Here is a 15,590-nt window from a genome sequence, read left to right as displayed (position 1 = left end):
GGTTGCCCTGTGTCCCTACCCGGAGGCGGGGATCAGATGCCGAAGACGAAGGGGACGACGAAGCCGATGAGCGCGAGCGCCTCGGAGAGGGCGAACCCGAGGAAGGCGTAGGTGCGGGTCAGGCCGGCCGACTCGGGCTGGCGGGCGGTGGCCTGGATGTAGGCGGCCCACACGATGCCGACGCCGATGCCGGGGCCGATGGCGGCGAGGCCGTAGCCCACGGAGCCGATGCTGCCGGTCAGCTCAGCGAGAAGATCCATGACGAGGTGTTCCTCCTGTGTCGTCGCCCGGTGTCCGCCGGGCGGCTTGCGGGGGTCGTGCGGGTGGTGCGCTCAGGGTGGTGCAGTCAGGCCGTCAGTGCTCGGCCTCGATGGAGCCGTTGAGGTAGGTCCCCATCAGGACGGTGAAGACGTAGGCCTGCAGGAAGATGACCAGCAGCTCGAAGAACGTCATCACGATCATCATCAGCGCCGAGACCGGGCCGAACACGATCGAGAAGTTGTCCCGGCTGAACAGGTAGACCGCGCCGAGCGCGAAGACGACCAGCAGCATGTGGCCGGCGAACATGTTGGCGAAGAGCCGGACGGCCAGCGTGAACGGCCGCACGACGAAGTTCTGCAGGATCTCGATCGGGGTGACCAGGACGTACATCGGCTTGGGCACGCCGGGCAGGAACAGGATGTCCTTGAAGTAGCGCCCGGCGCCCTGCTCGCGGATGCCGATGTAGATGTAGATGACCCAGCAGATGAGCGCGAGGACGAGCGGGAACGCGAACTTCGACATCGGGGAGATCTGCGCGAACGGGACGATCGACATCAGGTTGTTCGCGAGGATGAAGAAGAACAGCGCGGCCAGGAACGGCGCGAACGGCAGGCCCTTGGGGCCGACGACGTCGCGCGCGATGCCGTCGCGGACCAGCGAGTAGCCGCTCTCCCCGACGAACTGCAGCTTGCCCGGCACGATCTGCGGCCGGCGCGAGGCCGCCACCATGAACGCCAGCATCGCCAGGGTCGCGATCCACAGGATCAGCGTGATGCGGGTGATGCTGAAGTCGACGCCGAGCAGCGAGAACTCGGCGATGGGCTCGGGGTAGAACTCACTGAGACCGGGGGCCTGGAAACCGTCCCCGCTGCTCTCCTCGACCGCGAGCACGTCAGCGAGCGCGAGGGCGCTGGAGGTCACCGTTGTCCCTTCTGCGTCCTGGGCCGGCTCCGTCGTCCGCCCGGGGTGTCGCTCTTCTCGGGTGCACCGGGTGTCGGTGGCAGCCCGCCGTACCGGGCGACGACCAGGTAGATGGCCGCCGCCATGCCGAGGATGATGCCGACCGGCACGAACACCCGCGTGTCCAACCACCGGTCGAGCAACCAGCCCGCCCCGCCCCACACGGCCATCCCGGAGATCATCGTGCCGATGACGGCGTAGCCGGTCTCGGCACCACTGCCCCGGGGAGCGGACGGTCGCGCAGGTCGAGGCCGGGTGTCCCCGCGCACGGGATCGTCCTCGGCCATCGCCGGGACACTATCAGCCGCGCGTCGCGGTCCCGTCCGGTGCCGGGGGGAGGCTCCCCTGACCGGGTGGCGGCGGCGGTGTGACGTAGTACAGCGGCCGGGTCCAGACCCAGCGCAGCTGGATGCCGCTCCACAGCAGTGCGCCGACGATGACCGACCAGGCCATGGTGCGCCGGTCGAGCCAGCCGTCCTCCGGGAGCGCGTTCAGGATCCCGAAGAGGACGACGGCCTTGACGAAGAACGTGCCCAGGGCCGCGGGGAGCGTGAAGGTGTCGTCGATCCGGCCGGCCCAGGCGATGACGACGCCGGAGACGACGAAGAACGCCGTCACCACCGCGGCGCCCACCAGCACGCCGGCGGCGTCGGCCCAGCCCGCGATGAGCCCGGCGACCAGCGCGGCGACGACGGCGACCGCGCCGGTCACCAGCGCACCCACGCGTAGGAACGACAGGTCCCAGGGGACCTCCGTCCCCGGACGGCGCGCGCTCACCGGAGGCCCTGGCCCGCGCCGGCCGCGCGCGGCGCGGTCGGCTCGGGCGCGGTCGGTCCGGGCGCGGTCGGCCCGGGTGACGACGGGGGTGCGGTCGGCGTCTCCGGGCCGGCGGGCCGGCCGTCCCGCGTGCGGCTCGCGCGGGCGGTGGGGTGCGCGGCCCGGCTGCGCCGTCGCCGGGCGGCGATCTCGGCCGCCCGGGCCTCGCGGGCGGCCCGCCGCGTGTGCGGGCTCAGGACGACGACGACACCCACGGCGAGCAGGACTCCGATCACGACGAGCAGCTCCGCCGTCCCGCCGGTGATCGACAGTGCCACCGCGCCGAAGGACAGGAGAGCCGCCCAGAAGTACATGGTCAGCACCGCCCGGCGGTGCGAGTGGCCGATGGCCAGCAGCCGGTGGTGCAGGTGCATCTTGTCGGGCGAGAAGGGCGACTGCCCGCGGCGGGTCCGCCGGACCACGGCCAGGACCAGGTCGGTGAACGGGATGGAGAGCACGGCGATGGGTACCAGCAGCGGCAGCGCCAGCGGCAGCAGGCTGGCCGCGGAGTCGAAGGTCTGCGCGTCGACGCGGCCGGTGGCGCTCACGGCGGCCGCGGAGAGCACGAGCCCGACGAGCATCGAGCCCGAGTCGCCCATGAAGATCCGCGCCGGGCTGAAGTTGTGCGGCAGGAACCCCAGGCAGGCGCCGGCGAGCACGGCGGTGACCAGGGCCGGGGCGCTGGCCACCTCGTCGTAGCCGACCATGCTGAGGTTGTAGCTGTAGGCGAAGAACGCGAGCGCGGCGATCGCCGAGACGCCCGCGGCCAGCCCGTCGAGGCCGTCGATGAAGTTCAGCGCGTTGACGGTCATGACCGTCAGCAGGATGGTCAGCGGCACGCCGACGTCCGGGCCGAAGGAGATGGTCCCGATGTCGGCGACCGGCAGGAACAGGAAGGCCAGCTGCACGCCGAGCAGCACCATGACGCCGGCCGCGGCGATCTGACCGGTCAGCTTGGTCAGCGCGTCGAGGCCGAACTTGTCGTCGAGGACGCCGAGCAGGCAGATCAGCCCGCCGGCGACGAGCACCGCGGCGGTCTGCGAGTCGTCGAACGTGCGCTGCAGCGCGGGCAGCCGCGTGGCGACCAGCACCGCGGCGGCCACGCCGAGGTACATCGCCACCCCTCCCCCGCGCGGAGTGGGGATCACGTGCACGTCGCGCTCACGGGGCGCGGCCATCATCCGCAGCCGGACCGCCGCCACCCGCACCACCGGGGTGGCCAGGTAGGTGACCACGGCGGCCACGAGCAGGACGACGGCGTACTCGCGCACGGCTCAGCCCCGCCCGGCCCGGTGCGGGACCCGGGCCGTGCGCGCGGCGGAGGAGCTCATCGCGACGGTGCTCCCGGGGCGAGACGACAGGGCGGTCCCACCACGGTATCGCCCGGGCCGGTCCCGGAGCGTGACCTGAGCGACGGGAGCGGCCCCGTCCCGGGGCCCGTCCTGAGCCTGCGAGGGGTGGGGAGGACGGGGTCCTCCGTCAATCGGTGAGCTCGGGGAGGACCTCGCGCAGCCGCTCGACGCCGACCGCGCCGACCCGCAGCACCCGCGGCACCGGACCGGTGCAGTCGACGATCGTGCTGGCCGCCGAGCCGGCACGGGGGCCGCCGTCGAGCGCCACGGCGGCGTGCTCGCCGAGCTGGGCGACCGCCTCGTCGGCCGACGTCGCGGCGGGGCGGCCCGAGCGGTTGGCGCTGGAGACGGCCATCGGGCCGGTGCGGCGCAGCAGGTCGCGGGCGACGTCGTCGTCGGGCAGGCGGACGGCGACGGTCCCCTCGGCGTCACCGAGGTCCCAGGCCAGCGACGGCGCGTGCTCGACGACGAGGGTCAGCCCCCCGGGCCAGAACGCCTCGGCCAGCCGGGAGGCCGAGCGGGGGACGCGCAGCGTCAGCCCCGCCAGGGTGGAGGCCTCCCCGATCAGCACCGGGACCGGCATCGCCCGGCCGCGGTTCTTCGCCGCGAGCAGCCCGGCGACCGCGGCGGGCGAGAAGGCGTCGGCGCCCACGCCGTACACGGTGTCGGTGGGCAGCAGGACCAGCTCACCGCGGGCGATCGCCGCGGCGGCGGCGTCGAGGCCCGCGGCGCGCCGCTCCGGGTCGGTGCAGTCGTAGAGGTCGGCCACGGGCGGTCAGTCTCCCCCACGCCGGACGGCGGTGGTGAAGCGCGGGCGGCCGGTGAGGTCGGGGTGGTCGGTGACGTCGGTGAAGTCCCCCGTGCCGCGCACCAGCGCGGGTAGCGCGTCGCCCTGCTGGTCGGCGTGCTCGATGCCCAGCGCGCCGCCGGGGCGCAGCAGCCGGGCCGCGGTGCGCAGCAGCCCGCGCACGACGTCGAGGCCGTCGGGGCCGCCCCACAGCGCCAGCGGCGGGTCGTGGTCGGCGACCTCCCGCGGCACCCGCGCGCCGTCGGGCACGTAGGGCGGGTTGGAGACGACGAGGTCGACGGCGCCGTCGAGGTCGGCCAGCAGCCGCGGGTCGGTCATGTCGCCGGCGAGCACGGTCACCGGCCGGTCGCCCGCGGCGGCGCGCTGCGCGGCGTTGTGGCGGGTCCACTCGACGGCCTGCGGGTCGCGCTCGACGGCGGTGACCCGGGCGCCGGGGTGCTCGTGCGCGATCGACAGCGCGATCGCGCCCGAGCCGCTGCCCAGGTCGACGACGACCGGTCCCTCGGCGCCGGCCAGCCGCGCCAGCGCCCACTCCACGAGCTGCTCGGTCTCCGGGCGGGGCACGAACACCCCGGGGCCGACGGCGAGCTCGAGGTGGCGGAACGGCGCCCGGCCGGTGAGGTGCTGCAGCGGCACCCTCTCGGCCCGCTGGTCGAGCAGCGCGGCGAAGCGGGCGGCGGCGTCGTCGTCGACCTCGTCCCGGGTGAGCAGCGCCGTCCGGGAGGTGCCGAGGACGTGGGCGAGCAGCAGCTCGGCGTCGACGCGCGGGGACTCGACGCCGGCGTCGGCCAGCCGGCGGGCGGCGTCGGCCAGGAGCGTGCGGGTCTTCAGGAGCCGGCCGCCAGCAGCTCGGCGGTGTGCGCGCGGGTGAGCGCGTCGATGACCGGGTCGAGCTCGCCGTCGAGGACGGCGTCGAGGTTGTGCGCCTTGAAGCCGACCCGGTGGTCGGAGATGCGGCTCTCCGGGAAGTTGTAGGTGCGCACCCGCTCGCTGCGGTCGACGGTGCGGACCTGGCTGCGCCGCTGGTCGCTGGCGGTGGCCGCGGCCTCCTCGCGGGCGGCGGCCAGCAGCCGGGAGCGCAGCACGCGCAGCGCCGACTCGCGGTTCTGCAGCTGGCTCTTCTCGTTCTGGGAGCTGACCACGATCCCGGTGGGCAGGTGGGTGATGCGGACGGCGGAGTCGGTGGTGTTGACGCTCTGCCCGCCCGGCCCGGAGGAGCGGAACACGTCGACGCGCAGGTCGTTCGGGTCGACGGTGACGTCGACCTCCTCGGCCTCGGGCAGCACGAGCACGCCGACGGCGGAGGTGTGGATGCGGCCCTGCGACTCGGTGACCGGCACGCGCTGCACGCGGTGCACGCCGCCCTCGAACTTCAGGCGGGACCAGATGCCCTCGTCGGTGCGGGACTTCACGGCGATCGAGACGTCCTTGTAACCGCCGAGCTCGGCGGGTACGGCGTCGAGGACCTCGGTGGCCCAGCCGCGGCGCTCGGCGTAGCGCAGGTACATGCGCAGCAGGTCGCCGGCGAACAGCGCCGACTCCGCGCCGCCCTCCCCCGCCTTGATCTCGAGGATGACGTCCTTGTCGTCGTCGGGGTCCTTCGGCAGGAGCAGCTCGCGCAGCCGGTCGGTGAGCTCGTCGATGCGGGCCTCGAGGCCGCGCGCCTCCTCGGCGAAGGCCGGGTCCTCGGCGGCCAGCTCGCGGGCGGCGTCGAGGTCGTCGCGGGCGGCGTCGAGGGCGCGGGCGGTCTCGACGACCGGTGCGAGCCGGGCGTAGCGGCGGCCGAGGCGGCGGGCGCGGGCCTGGTCGGCGTGCACCGCGGGGTCGGCCAGCTCGGTCTCCAGCGCGGCGTGCTCCTCGAGCAGCCCGCGCAGCCGGTCGGGCGCGGCGTCGGTGGGGCTGCTCATCGCAGGACCTCCCGGGACGGGACGGGGACGTGCACTTCCGCGGAAGCGCACGCGAGGGGTGGACGGGTGGCGTGCACTTCCGCGGAAGTGCACGCGTGGGGCGGACACGACGACGGCGCCCGCCCCACGCGAGGTGGGACGGGCGCCGTCGGGGGTGCTACTTGGCGGCAGGCGCGCCGCGCTTGCCGAAGCGCTTCTCGAAGCGGGCCACGCGGCCGCCGGTGTCGAGGATGCGCTGCTTGCCCGTGTAGAACGGGTGGCAGGCCGAGCAGGTCTCGACGGTCAGCTGACCGTTGGGCGCCGTGCTGCGGGTGGTGAAGGTGTTCCCGCAGCCACAGGTCACCGTGGTGGTGTGGTAGTCGGGGTGGATGCCGGGCTTCATGTCGCCTCTTCCGGGGTCTGGGCCGTTCAGGTGGTCGAACGCCGGGAACCGGCCGGTCATTCCGGCCGTCCTCACGGCGGTGGCGCGGGGCTCGGCCGACCAGTATCCCTGATCGGCCGGGCCCCGCCGGCGGGTGGGCCCGCCGCTACCGCTCGTCGAGCGCGGTGCCCGGCGTGTTCTTCTGGACCTGCATGAGGAACTCGATGTTGTTGCGCGTCTTGCGCAGCTGGGCGAGCAGCAGTTCCAGCGCCTGCTGCGGCTCGAGCGCGGCCAGCACCCGGCGCAGCTTGATGACGATGGCCAGCTCGTCGGGCGACATGAGGATCTCCTCCTTGCGCGTGCCCGACGCGTTGACGTCCACGGCCGGGAAGACCCGCTTGTCCGCCAGCCGGCGGTCGAGCTTGATCTCCGCGTTCCCGGTGCCCTTGAACTCCTCGAAGATGACCGTGTCCATCGTGGACCCGGTCTCCACCAGCGCCGAGGCGATGATGGTCAGCGAGCCGCCGTTCTCGATGTTGCGGGCGGCGCCGAGGAAGCGCTTGGGCGGGTAGAGCGCCGTGGAGTCCACACCACCGGACAGGATCCGCCCGCTGGCGGGCGCGGCCAGGTTGTAGGCGCGGCCCAGCCGGGTGATCGAGTCCAGCAGGACGACGACGTCGTGGCCCATCTCGACCAGGCGCTTGGCCCGCTCGATGGACAGCTCCGCGACCGTGGTGTGGTCCGACGGCGGCCGGTCGAAGGTCGAGGCGATGACCTCGCCCTTCACCGAGCGCTGCATGTCGGTGACCTCCTCGGGCCGCTCGTCGACGAGGACGACCATGAGGTGGCACTCGGGGTTGTTCGTGGTGATCGCGTTGGCGATCGCCTGCAGCACCATCGTCTTGCCGGCCTTGGGCGGCGACACGATGAGGGCGCGCTGGCCCTTGCCGATCGGCATGACCAGGTCGATGACCCGGGTGGTCAGCTGGTGCGGGTCGGTCTCCAGCCGCAGCCGCTCCTGGGGGTAGAGCGGGGTGAGCTTGGTGAACTCCGGGCGGTTGCGCGCCTGCTCGGGGTCGAGGCCGTTGACCGTGTCGAGCCGGACCAGCGCGTTGTACTTGTCCTTGCGCTCGCCCTCCCGCGGCTGGCGGACCGCGCCGGTGATGGCGTCACCGCGGCGCAGGCCGTGCCGGCGCACCTGCGACAGGGAGACGTAGACGTCGTTGGGGCCGGTCAGGTAGCCCGAGGTCCGGACGAACGCGTAGTTGTCCAGGACGTCGAGGATGCCGGCCACCGGCAGCAGGACGTCGTCCTCGCTCACGGTGGGCTCGGTGGGCTGGTCGAACCGGTCCCGCCCGTTGCGGCGGTTGCGGTCGCGGTAGCGGCGCCCGCGGCGGCCTCGGCCGCCCTCGAAGTCGTCGTCGTCCTCGTCGCTGCGGGCGTCGGCGCGGGTGTCGGTGCGCGTGTCGCCGCCGCGGTCGTTGCGGTTGTCGGGGCGGCCGTTGCGCTCGGAGCGGTCGCCGCGGTCGGGGCCGCGGTTGCCGTCGCGCTGGCCGCGCTCCCCGTCGCGCTGGCCGTCGCGCTGGCCGTCGCGCTGGCCGTCGCGGCCCTCGCGCTGGCCGTCACGACCGTCGCGGGCGGGGCGCTCGGCCCGCTCGCCGTCGCGGCCGTCGCGCTGGCCGCGGTCGCCGTCCCGGCCGGTCTCCCGGCCCTCGCGGGTGCGGTTGCGGTCCCGGTTGCGCGCCGGACGGTCGCCGTCGGTGCGCTCACCGTCGGAGCGCTCACCCTCGGAGCGCTCACCGTCGGTGCGCTCGCCGTCGGAGCGCTCGCCGTCGGAGCGCTCGCCGTCGGAGCGCTCGCCGTCGGTCCGCTCGGCGGGCGGGGCGGGGGTCGTCGCGGTGTCCGCGGCGGGGGCCTCGGCCGGAGCGGGGGCCTCCGTGGCAGGGGCGTCGCTGCCGGCCGGGGCGCCGGCGGGACGGCTGGCCGCGCGGCGGCGGCGCGGCGCGCCCTCGGTCGCGGGGGCGTCGGCGGCCGGGGCGCTCGCGGGGGCGGCGGTCAGCGGACCGCCGTTGGCGCCGCCGCTGACGGGGGCCTCGACCGGGGTCGCGGTCGCGGCGACGCCGCGCGCGGCCGGGGCGCCGGTGCTCGCGGGCTCGTCGGCCGGGGTGCCGGGCGCCGGGACGCTGCCCGGGGTCCCGCCGACCTGACGGGCGGAGATGGCGGCGACGAGGTCGCCCTTGCGCATGCGGCCGACGCCGGAGATGCCGAGCTCGGACGCGAGTCGCTGGAGCTCGGGGAGCAGCATCCCGGCCAGCCCGCTGCCGCGCCGGCGGGATCGGCCCGCCTGACCAGAGACGGCAGGTGCCTCGCCCGCAGCGCCCTCGGGGGCGCCGACGGTCGCGAGGTCGGTGGTTTCGCTCACGTACAGGTCCTTCCCTGCGGTGACCTGCGCCTACCGGCGCAGGAGGTGACCCGGCGCCGCCCGTCCGAGGGGTTCTGGACAGGGGCGGGCGGCGGATCGAGTGGGTGCGGAGCGGGGGTGCGTCGACAGGAAGGCCGTCTGCAACGTTCCGCGCGAGGCTCGCCCGAGGGCGGCTACGCCGGAAAGACTAGGCTCGCCCCACGGTCGGGACAACACCGCTGTCCAGCGGAGTGTTCCTCGTTACGAAGACGATACCCCAGGCGGCACGGGGGACACGCAGGCCCCGCGGTGGTCCACCTCCAGGGGGTACACCCGCCACCCCTCCAGGGTGAGCGACCTCACCCCGGACAGGTCCCCGGCCGGCTCGTCGCCGGGCCGGCGCCGGGTGAGCACCAGGACGCTCGGGCCGGCGCCGGAGACGACGGCGGCGTGGCCGGCGGCGCGCAGCCGGTCGACCAGGGCCAGCGTGCCGGGCATGGCGGCGGCGCGCTGGCGCTGGTGGAGCCGGTCGTCGGTCGCCTCGAGCAGCAGCCCCGGCTCGGCGATGAGCGCGTGCACCAGCAGCGCGGCCCGGGCGGCGTTGTACGCGGCGTCGCAGTGCGGCACCGCCGCCGGCAGCAGCGTGCGCGCGGTGTGCGTCGACAGCGTCCCGTCGGGGACGAGCACCACGGGCAGCACCTCGTCGCTGACCGGCAGCCGGTCGGCCCGGGCGCCCTCGGGCGTCGTCCACGACAGCGTGGCCCCGCCCAGCAGGCAGGCGGCCACGTTGTCGGGGTGCCCCTCCAGCTCCGACACCAGCCGCAGCACCGCGCCGTCGTCCCGGGTCCCGGCGTCCGGGCACAGCTCGAACGCGCCGACCACCCCGGCGACGACGGCCGCCGCCGACGAGCCCATCCCCCGGCCCTGCGGGATGGCGTTGACCGCCCGCACCCGCAGGCCCGGCGGCGACCAGCCGAGCAGGTCGCACGCGGCGCGGAAGGACCGGACGACGAGGTGCCGCTCGTCGGCGGGCAGCTCCCCCGCGCCGACGCCGGACACCTCCACCGCCAGTCCCTCGTCGGCGACGGCGAACTCGACGGCGTCGTGCAGGGTCAGCGCGAGGCCGGCGCAGTCGAAGGCGGGGCCCAGGTTGGCGCTGGTGGCGGGGACCTGCACCCGGACGGCGGGGCCGCTCACAGACCGAGCTGCGCGGCGGCCGCGGCGGCGTCGACCGGGACGGTCACCGGCGTCGGCGCCCCGGAGATGGCCCACTCGGGGTCCTTGAGCCCGTTGCCGGTCACCGTGCACACCACCCGCTGCCCGGGCTCGAGCCCGCCGTCCGCGGCCACCTTGAGCAGCCCGGCGACCGACGCCGCCGAGGCCGGCTCGACGAAGACCGCCTCGGTGCGGGCCAGCAGCCGGTACGCGGCCAGGATCTCCCGGTCGGTGACGGCGTCGATGCGCCCGCCGGACTCGTCGCGGGCGGCCAGCGCCTTGGTCCACGACGCCGGGTTGCCGATGCGGATCGCCGTCGCGATGGTCTGCGGCCGCTCGACCACCTGGCCGGTGACGATCGGCGCCGCGCCGGCGGCCTGGAAGCCCCACATCCGCGGCCGCCGGGTGGCGGGGCCGTCGTCGGCGTACTCGCGGTAGCCCTGCCAGTAGGCGGTGATGTTGCCGGCGTTGCCGACCGGCAGGCAGTGCACGTCGGGGGCGTCGCCGAGGACGTCGACGACCTCGAACGACGCCGTCTTCTGCCCCTCGATGCGGTACTGGTTGACGCTGTTGACCAGGCTGACCGGGTAGTCGATGGCGAGCTTGCTGGCCAGCGCGAGGCAGTCGTCGAAGTTGCCGTCGACCTGCAGCAGCTTGGCGCCGTGCACCAGGGCCTGGGCGAGCTTGCCGAGCGCGATCTTGCCCTGCGGCACGAGGACGGCGCAGACCATGCCGGCGCGCGCGGCGTAGGCGGCGGCGCTGGCGCTGGTGTTGCCGGTGGAGGCGCAGATGACCGCCTGCGCGCCCTCCTCCCGGGCCTTGGTGATGGCCATGGTCATCCCGCGGTCCTTGAACGACCCGGTCGGGTTGGCCCCCTCGACCTTGAGGAACACCTCGCAGCCGGTGCGCCGGGACAGCTCCAGGGCCGGCACCAGCGGGGTGGCGCCCTCGTGCAGCGTCACCACCGGCGTCGCCGGGCTGACCGGCAGCCGCGACCGGTAGGCCTCGATCAGCCCCGGCCAGACCGGTGAGACGGCGCCGGGCAGCGTCCCCGTCATGACAGCCCCTCCACCCTGAGCACACTGGTGACCCCACGGACGGCGGGCATCTCCCGCAGCGCGGCGATGGTCGCCGACAGCGCCGCGTCGGGGGCGCTGTGGGTGACGATGACCAGCGTCGCGGCGTCGCCGTGGCCGTCCTGGCGGACGGTGGCGATGCTCACCTCGTGCCGGGCGAACTCGGTGGCCACGGTGGCCAGCACGCCGGGCACGTCGGCGACGTCGAGGCTCACGTGGTAGCGGGTGGGCGTCTCGGCGATCGGCCGGGTCGGCAGCTCGGCGTAGGCGGTCGGGCCGGCGCCGGCCGCCCCGGCCACCCGGTTGCGGGCGACGGCGACGAGGTCGCCGAGGACGGCGCTGGCGGTGGGCTCGCCCCCGGCGCCCTGCCCGTAGAACATCAGCTGCCCGGCGGCCTCGGCCTCGACGAAGACGGCGTTGAACGCCCCGCCGACGGCGGCCAGCGGGTGGCCGGTCGGGATCATCGCCGGGTGCACGCGGACGGCGACCGACTCCCCGTCGGGCCCCCCGACGCGCTCGCAGATGGCGAGCAGCTTGACCGTGCAGCCGATCTCGGCGGCCCGGGCGACGTCGGTGGCCGTGACCGCCGAGATGCCCTCCCGGTGCACGTCGGAGGCGGTGACCGCGGAGTGGAAGGCCAGCGAGGCGAGGATCGCGGCCTTGGCCGCGGCGTCGAAACCGTCGACGTCGGCGGTCGGGTCGGCCTCGGCGTAGCCGAGCTCGGTGGCCTCGGCCAGCGCCTCGCTGAACCCGGCGCCGGTCTCGGCCATCCGCGACAGGATGTAGTTGGTGGTGCCGTTGACGATGCCCACCACCCGGCGGATCTGGTCGCCGGCCAGCGACTCGCGCAGCGGCCGCAGCAGCGGGATCGCCCCGGCCACCGACGCCTCGTAGTAGAGGTCGACGCCGGCCTTCGCGGCCGCGGCGTGCAGCGCGACGCCGTCCTCGGCCAGCAGCGCCTTGTTGGCGCTGACCACCGACTTGCCGGCCTCGATCGCGGCCTGGATGAGCGAGCGCGCCGGCTCGATGCCGCCGATCACCTCGACGACGAGGTCGACGTCGTCGCGGGTGACCAGGCCCAGCGCGTCGGTGGTGAGCAGCTCCGCGGGCACCTCGGGGTGCCGGTCGGGACGGCGGACGGCGACCCCGGCGACCTCCACCGGGCGGCCGACGCGGGCGGCGAGGTCGGCGGCCTGCTCGCCGACCAGCCGCAGCACCGCGCCGCCGACCGTGCCGCAGCCGAGCAGCGCCACCCGCAGCGGGGCGGTCACGACCGGGCTCCGACGGGGTGCTCGGGCGCGGGCTGGTCGGGCGCCGGGGAGGGCGCGGGCCGGTTCGCGAGGACGGCGTCGAGGGCGAACACGTCCGACAGTGTCTGACGCCGGACGATCTCGGTGGCGACGCCCTCCCGCACCGCGACGACCGGCGGCTTGAGCAGGTAGTTGTAGTTGCTCGCCATCGACCAGCAGTAGGCACCGGTGGCGGCGACGGCGAGCAGGTCGCCGGGCTGCACGTCGGAGGGCAGCCAGAGGTCGCGGACCAGCACGTCTCCGCTCTCGCAGTGCTTGCCGACGACGCGGCACAGCGCCGGCGCGGCGTCGGACGTGCGGTTGGCCAGCACGCAGGTGTAGTCGGCGTCGTAGAGGGCGGTGCGGATGTTGTCGCTCATCCCGCCGTCGACCGACACGTAGTTGCGCACCGGCGGGGCGCCGGAGCTGCCGCTGCCCAGCCGGACCGGCTTGATGGTGCCGATCTCGTAGAGCGTGACCGTGCCCGGGCCGGCGATGGCGCGTCCCGGCTCGACGGCCAGCCGCGGCACCGGCAGGTCGAGCGCCGCGCACTCGGCGGCGACGACGGTGCGCAGCCGGCGGGCGACGTCGGCCGGGGTGACCGGGTCGTCGTCGGGCACGTAGGCGATGCCGAAGCCGCCGCCGAGGTTGAGCTCGCCGAGCAGCTCGCCGGTGGCCTGGTGCACCTGGCCCAGCAGCCCGACGACGCGGTGCGCGGCGGCCTCGAAGCCGGCGGTGTCGAAGATCTGCGAGCCGATGTGGCTGTGCAGCCCGGCCAGGTGCAGCGCCGGCTCGCGGATGACCCGGACGGCGGCGGTCAGCGCGTCGCCGGTGGCCAGCGAGAAGCCGAACTTCTGGTCCTCGTGGGCGGTGGCGATGAACTCGTGGGTGTGCGCCTCGATGCCCACGGTGGTGCGGACCAGCACCGCCACGGGCGCGCCCCCGGCGGCGACCCGCGCGGCGGCCATCGGCACCAGCCGGTCGATCTCGTCGAAGGAGTCGACGACGATCCGGCCGATGCCGGCGTCCACGGCCAGCTGCAGCTCGACCAGGGACTTGTTGTTGCCGTGCAGCGCGATCCGCTCGGCGGGGAACCCGGCGGCCAGCGCGACGGTGAGCTCGTTGCCGCTGCAGGCGTCCAGGTGCAGCCCGTCGTCGGCGATCCAGCGGGCCACCTGCCCGCAGAGGAACGCCTTGGACGCGTAGTGGACGTCGGCGCCGTCGAACGCGGTGGCGAAGTCGGCGGCGCGGCCGCGGAAGTCGCCCTCGTCGAGGACGAACAGCGGGGTGCCGTGCGCGCGGGCCAGCTCGGTGACCGGCTTGCCGGCGAGGTGCAGTTCGCCGTCGACGCGGCGGGCCGAGCGGGGCCAGACGGCCGGGTCGAGCGCGCCGAGATCGGCCGGGGGCGTGCCGGCGGCCGGCGGCGGGGAGATCGCGCCGTGCAGCGGGCCGGCCGGGTGCGCCCTCACATCCGCTCCGGGGCGGAGACGCCGAGCACGCCGAGGCCGTTGCGCAGCACCACCGCGGTGGCCGCGCACAGCCACAGCCGGGCGACGGTCAGCGGGGTGGCCTCCTCGTCGCCGCGGGGCAGCACGCGGCAGGAGTCGTAGAAGCGGTGGTAGGTGCCGGCCAGCTCCTCGAGGTAGCGGGCCACCCGGTGCGGGGCGCGCAGCTCCGCGGCCGAGGTCAGCACCCGCGGGAACTCGCCGAGCGCGCGCAGCAGGTCGTTCTCCCGCTCGTGGGTGAGCTGCGCCACGTCGACGTCGCCCGGCCCGCCCAGCGCGACGCCGAGGTCGGCGGCGTTGCGCAGCACCGAGGAGATCCGGGCGTGGGCGTACTGGACGTAGAAGACCGGGTTGTCGTTGGTCTGCCGGCTCCACAGGTCCAGGTCGAGGTCGATCTGCTGGTCGACCGAGGCCCGGGCCAGGGCGTAGCGGGCGGCGTCGGCCCCGACGGCCTCCATGAGGTCCTCGAGCAGGACGACGGTGCCGGCGCGCTTGCTCATCCGCACCGGCTCGCCGTCGCGGACGAGGTTGACCAGCTGGCCGAGGAGGATCTCCAGGTTGGCCTCGGGGTCGTCGCCGACCGCGGCGACCAGCGCCTTGTACCGGCCGACGTACCCGGCGTGGTCGGCGCCGAGCATGATCACGACCTTGTCGAAGCCGCGGGCGCGCTTGTCGAGGTAGTAGGCGCAGTCGGCGGCGAAGTAGGTCGGGTCGCCGTCGCTCTTGACCAGCGGCCGGTCCTTGTCGTCGCCGAAGTCGGTGGTGCGCAGCCAGACGGCGCCGTCGGCCTCGTAGACGTGACCGTTCTCGCGCAGCCGCGCGATCGCCTTCTCCAGGGCGCCGGTCTCGTGCAGCGTGCGCTCGCTGAAGTAGACGTCGAACTCGACGCCGAACGCGGCCAGCATGCGCTTGATCTCGGCGAACATCAGCTCGACGCCGCGCTCGCGGAACCGCTCCTGCTGCTGCGCCTCGGGCAGCTCCAGCACGCCGGGCTCGGCGGCGACGACCTGGGCGGCGATCTCGCCGATGTAGTCGCCGGCGTAGCCGTCCTCGGGCACCGGCCGGCCGGTGGCGGCGGCCATCAGGCTCTGCGCGAAGCGGTCGATCTGCGCGCCGGCGTCGTTGAAGTAGTACTCCCGCGTCACCGTGGCGCCGCTGGCCTCCAGCAGCCGGCCGAGGGCGTCGCCGACCGCGGCCCAGCGGGTGCCGCCGATGTGCACCGGCCCGGTCGGGTTGGCCGACACGAACTCCAGGTTCAGCCGCTGCCCGGCCAGGGTGGCGGTGTGGCCGTAGGTCTCCCCCGCGGTGACCGCCTCGACGGCGATCCGGCCCAGCGCGCCCTGCGCCAGGGTGACGTTGAGGAAGCCGGGGCCGGCGACGTCGACCCGCTCGATCCCCGGCCGGGTGCGCAGCTCCTCGGCGACGGCCTCGGCCACCTCGCGCGGCGGGCGGCCGGCCGGCTTGGCCAGGCGGAGGGCCACGTTGGTGGCGTAGTCACCGTGCTCGGGGTTCCTGGGACGCTCGACGACGACCTCGTCGGGGACGGCGACGGCGAGCGTGCCGCGCTCGACGACCGCCGCGACGACGGTCCGGACGAGGTCGCGCAACTGCTCCGGTGTCACCTGGGGATCGTACGCAG

At 75.0% G+C, this 15,590-nt stretch carries 15 protein-coding genes; all 15 read right to left on the bottom strand.

All coding sequences use genetic code 11. The features are described from left to right. Positions 1-32: 32 nt before the first annotated feature. Entirely contained in the window at positions 33-260 is a 228-nt protein-coding gene (gene atpE, locus CHC04_RS03195; RefSeq protein ID WP_089402402.1) for an ATP synthase F0 subunit C, read from the bottom strand. A 94-nt stretch (positions 261-354) separates the two neighbouring features. After that, on the bottom strand, positions 355-1,182 hold the full coding sequence (gene atpB, locus CHC04_RS03190; RefSeq protein WP_089402401.1) for a F0F1 ATP synthase subunit A: 828 nt from the start codon (positions 1,180-1,182) through the stop codon (positions 355-357). Continuing rightward, entirely contained in the window at positions 1,179-1,508 is a 330-nt protein-coding gene (locus CHC04_RS03185) for an AtpZ/AtpI family protein (protein ID WP_089402400.1), read from the bottom strand. The genes atpB and CHC04_RS03185 overlap by 4 nt, the downstream gene beginning before the upstream one ends. Positions 1,509-1,521: 13 nt before the next feature. Further along, positions 1,522-1,944 (bottom strand): Cg1360 family ATP-synthase-associated protein, encoded by a 423-nt coding sequence (locus CHC04_RS03180; RefSeq protein WP_245816944.1) that lies wholly within the window; start codon positions 1,942-1,944, stop codon positions 1,522-1,524. Positions 1,945-1,994: 50 nt separating this feature from the next. Beyond that, positions 1,995-3,308, bottom strand: coding sequence for an MraY family glycosyltransferase (locus tag CHC04_RS03175; RefSeq protein WP_089402398.1), 1,314 nt, complete (start codon positions 3,306-3,308; stop codon positions 1,995-1,997). Between the two features lie 208 nt (positions 3,309-3,516). Next, positions 3,517-4,158: an L-threonylcarbamoyladenylate synthase gene (locus CHC04_RS03170; RefSeq protein ID WP_089402397.1), complete on the bottom strand. Its 642-nt coding sequence runs from the start codon at positions 4,156-4,158 to the stop codon at positions 3,517-3,519. A gap of 6 nt (positions 4,159-4,164) precedes the next feature. Then, positions 4,165-5,010: a peptide chain release factor N(5)-glutamine methyltransferase gene (prmC, locus tag CHC04_RS03165; protein WP_281252189.1), complete on the bottom strand. Its 846-nt coding sequence runs from the start codon at positions 5,008-5,010 to the stop codon at positions 4,165-4,167. A 14-nt stretch (positions 5,011-5,024) separates the two neighbouring features. Beyond that, entirely contained in the window at positions 5,025-6,104 is a 1,080-nt protein-coding gene (gene prfA / locus CHC04_RS03160) for a peptide chain release factor 1 (RefSeq protein ID WP_089402395.1), read from the bottom strand. Positions 6,105-6,261: 157 nt separating this feature from the next. Continuing rightward, positions 6,262-6,486, bottom strand: a complete 225-nt coding sequence (rpmE, locus tag CHC04_RS03155) for a 50S ribosomal protein L31 (protein WP_089402658.1) — start codon at positions 6,484-6,486, stop codon at positions 6,262-6,264. Between the two features lie 145 nt (positions 6,487-6,631). Next, positions 6,632-8,887 carry a transcription termination factor Rho gene (gene rho, locus CHC04_RS03150; protein WP_089402394.1) on the bottom strand — a complete coding sequence of 752 codons (2,256 nt, stop codon included), beginning with the start codon at positions 8,885-8,887 and terminating at the stop codon, positions 6,632-6,634. 240 nt (positions 8,888-9,127) lie between these two features. After that, positions 9,128-10,063, bottom strand: coding sequence for a homoserine kinase (thrB, locus tag CHC04_RS03145; RefSeq protein WP_089402393.1), 936 nt, complete (start codon positions 10,061-10,063; stop codon positions 9,128-9,130). Further along, positions 10,060-11,139 carry a threonine synthase gene (gene thrC, locus CHC04_RS03140; protein ID WP_089402392.1) on the bottom strand — a complete coding sequence of 360 codons (1,080 nt, stop codon included), beginning with the start codon at positions 11,137-11,139 and terminating at the stop codon, positions 10,060-10,062. The genes thrB and thrC overlap by 4 nt, the downstream gene beginning before the upstream one ends. After that, positions 11,136-12,428, bottom strand: a complete 1,293-nt coding sequence (locus tag CHC04_RS03135) for a homoserine dehydrogenase (protein WP_089402391.1) — start codon at positions 12,426-12,428, stop codon at positions 11,136-11,138. The genes thrC and CHC04_RS03135 overlap by 4 nt, the downstream gene beginning before the upstream one ends. Next, complete coding sequence (gene lysA / locus CHC04_RS03130) at positions 12,425-13,915, bottom strand: diaminopimelate decarboxylase (RefSeq protein WP_089402390.1); 1,491 nt, start codon at positions 13,913-13,915, stop codon at positions 12,425-12,427. The genes CHC04_RS03135 and lysA overlap by 4 nt, the downstream gene beginning before the upstream one ends. After that, positions 13,912-15,573 carry an arginine--tRNA ligase gene (argS, locus tag CHC04_RS03125; RefSeq protein WP_089402389.1) on the bottom strand — a complete coding sequence of 554 codons (1,662 nt, stop codon included), beginning with the start codon at positions 15,571-15,573 and terminating at the stop codon, positions 13,912-13,914. The genes lysA and argS overlap by 4 nt, the downstream gene beginning before the upstream one ends. Positions 15,574-15,590: the final 17 nt, after the last annotated feature.

The sequence above is a fragment of the Geodermatophilus saharensis genome (assembly GCF_900188205.1).
GTDB lineage: Bacteria > Actinomycetota > Actinomycetes > Mycobacteriales > Geodermatophilaceae > Geodermatophilus > Geodermatophilus saharensis.
Note: the sequence above shows the minus strand (reverse complement) of the source record. Positions and strands in the feature narration are given on the sequence as shown.

Excerpts from the sequence above, each read along its gene's own strand:
- prfA (WP_089402395.1), bottom strand. The coding sequence starts at position 6,104 with ATGAGCAGCCCCACCGACGCCGCGCCCGACCGGCTGCGCGGGCTGCTC.
- CHC04_RS03185 (WP_089402400.1), bottom strand. The coding sequence starts at position 1,508 with ATGGCCGAGGACGATCCCGTGCGCGGGGACACCCGGCCTCGACCTGCG.
- thrC (WP_089402392.1), bottom strand. The coding sequence starts at position 11,139 with ATGACGGGGACGCTGCCCGGCGCCGTCTCACCGGTCTGGCCGGGGCTG.
- rpmE (WP_089402658.1), bottom strand. The coding sequence starts at position 6,486 with ATGAAGCCCGGCATCCACCCCGACTACCACACCACCACGGTGACCTGT.
- atpE (WP_089402402.1), bottom strand. The coding sequence starts at position 260 with ATGGATCTTCTCGCTGAGCTGACCGGCAGCATCGGCTCCGTGGGCTAC.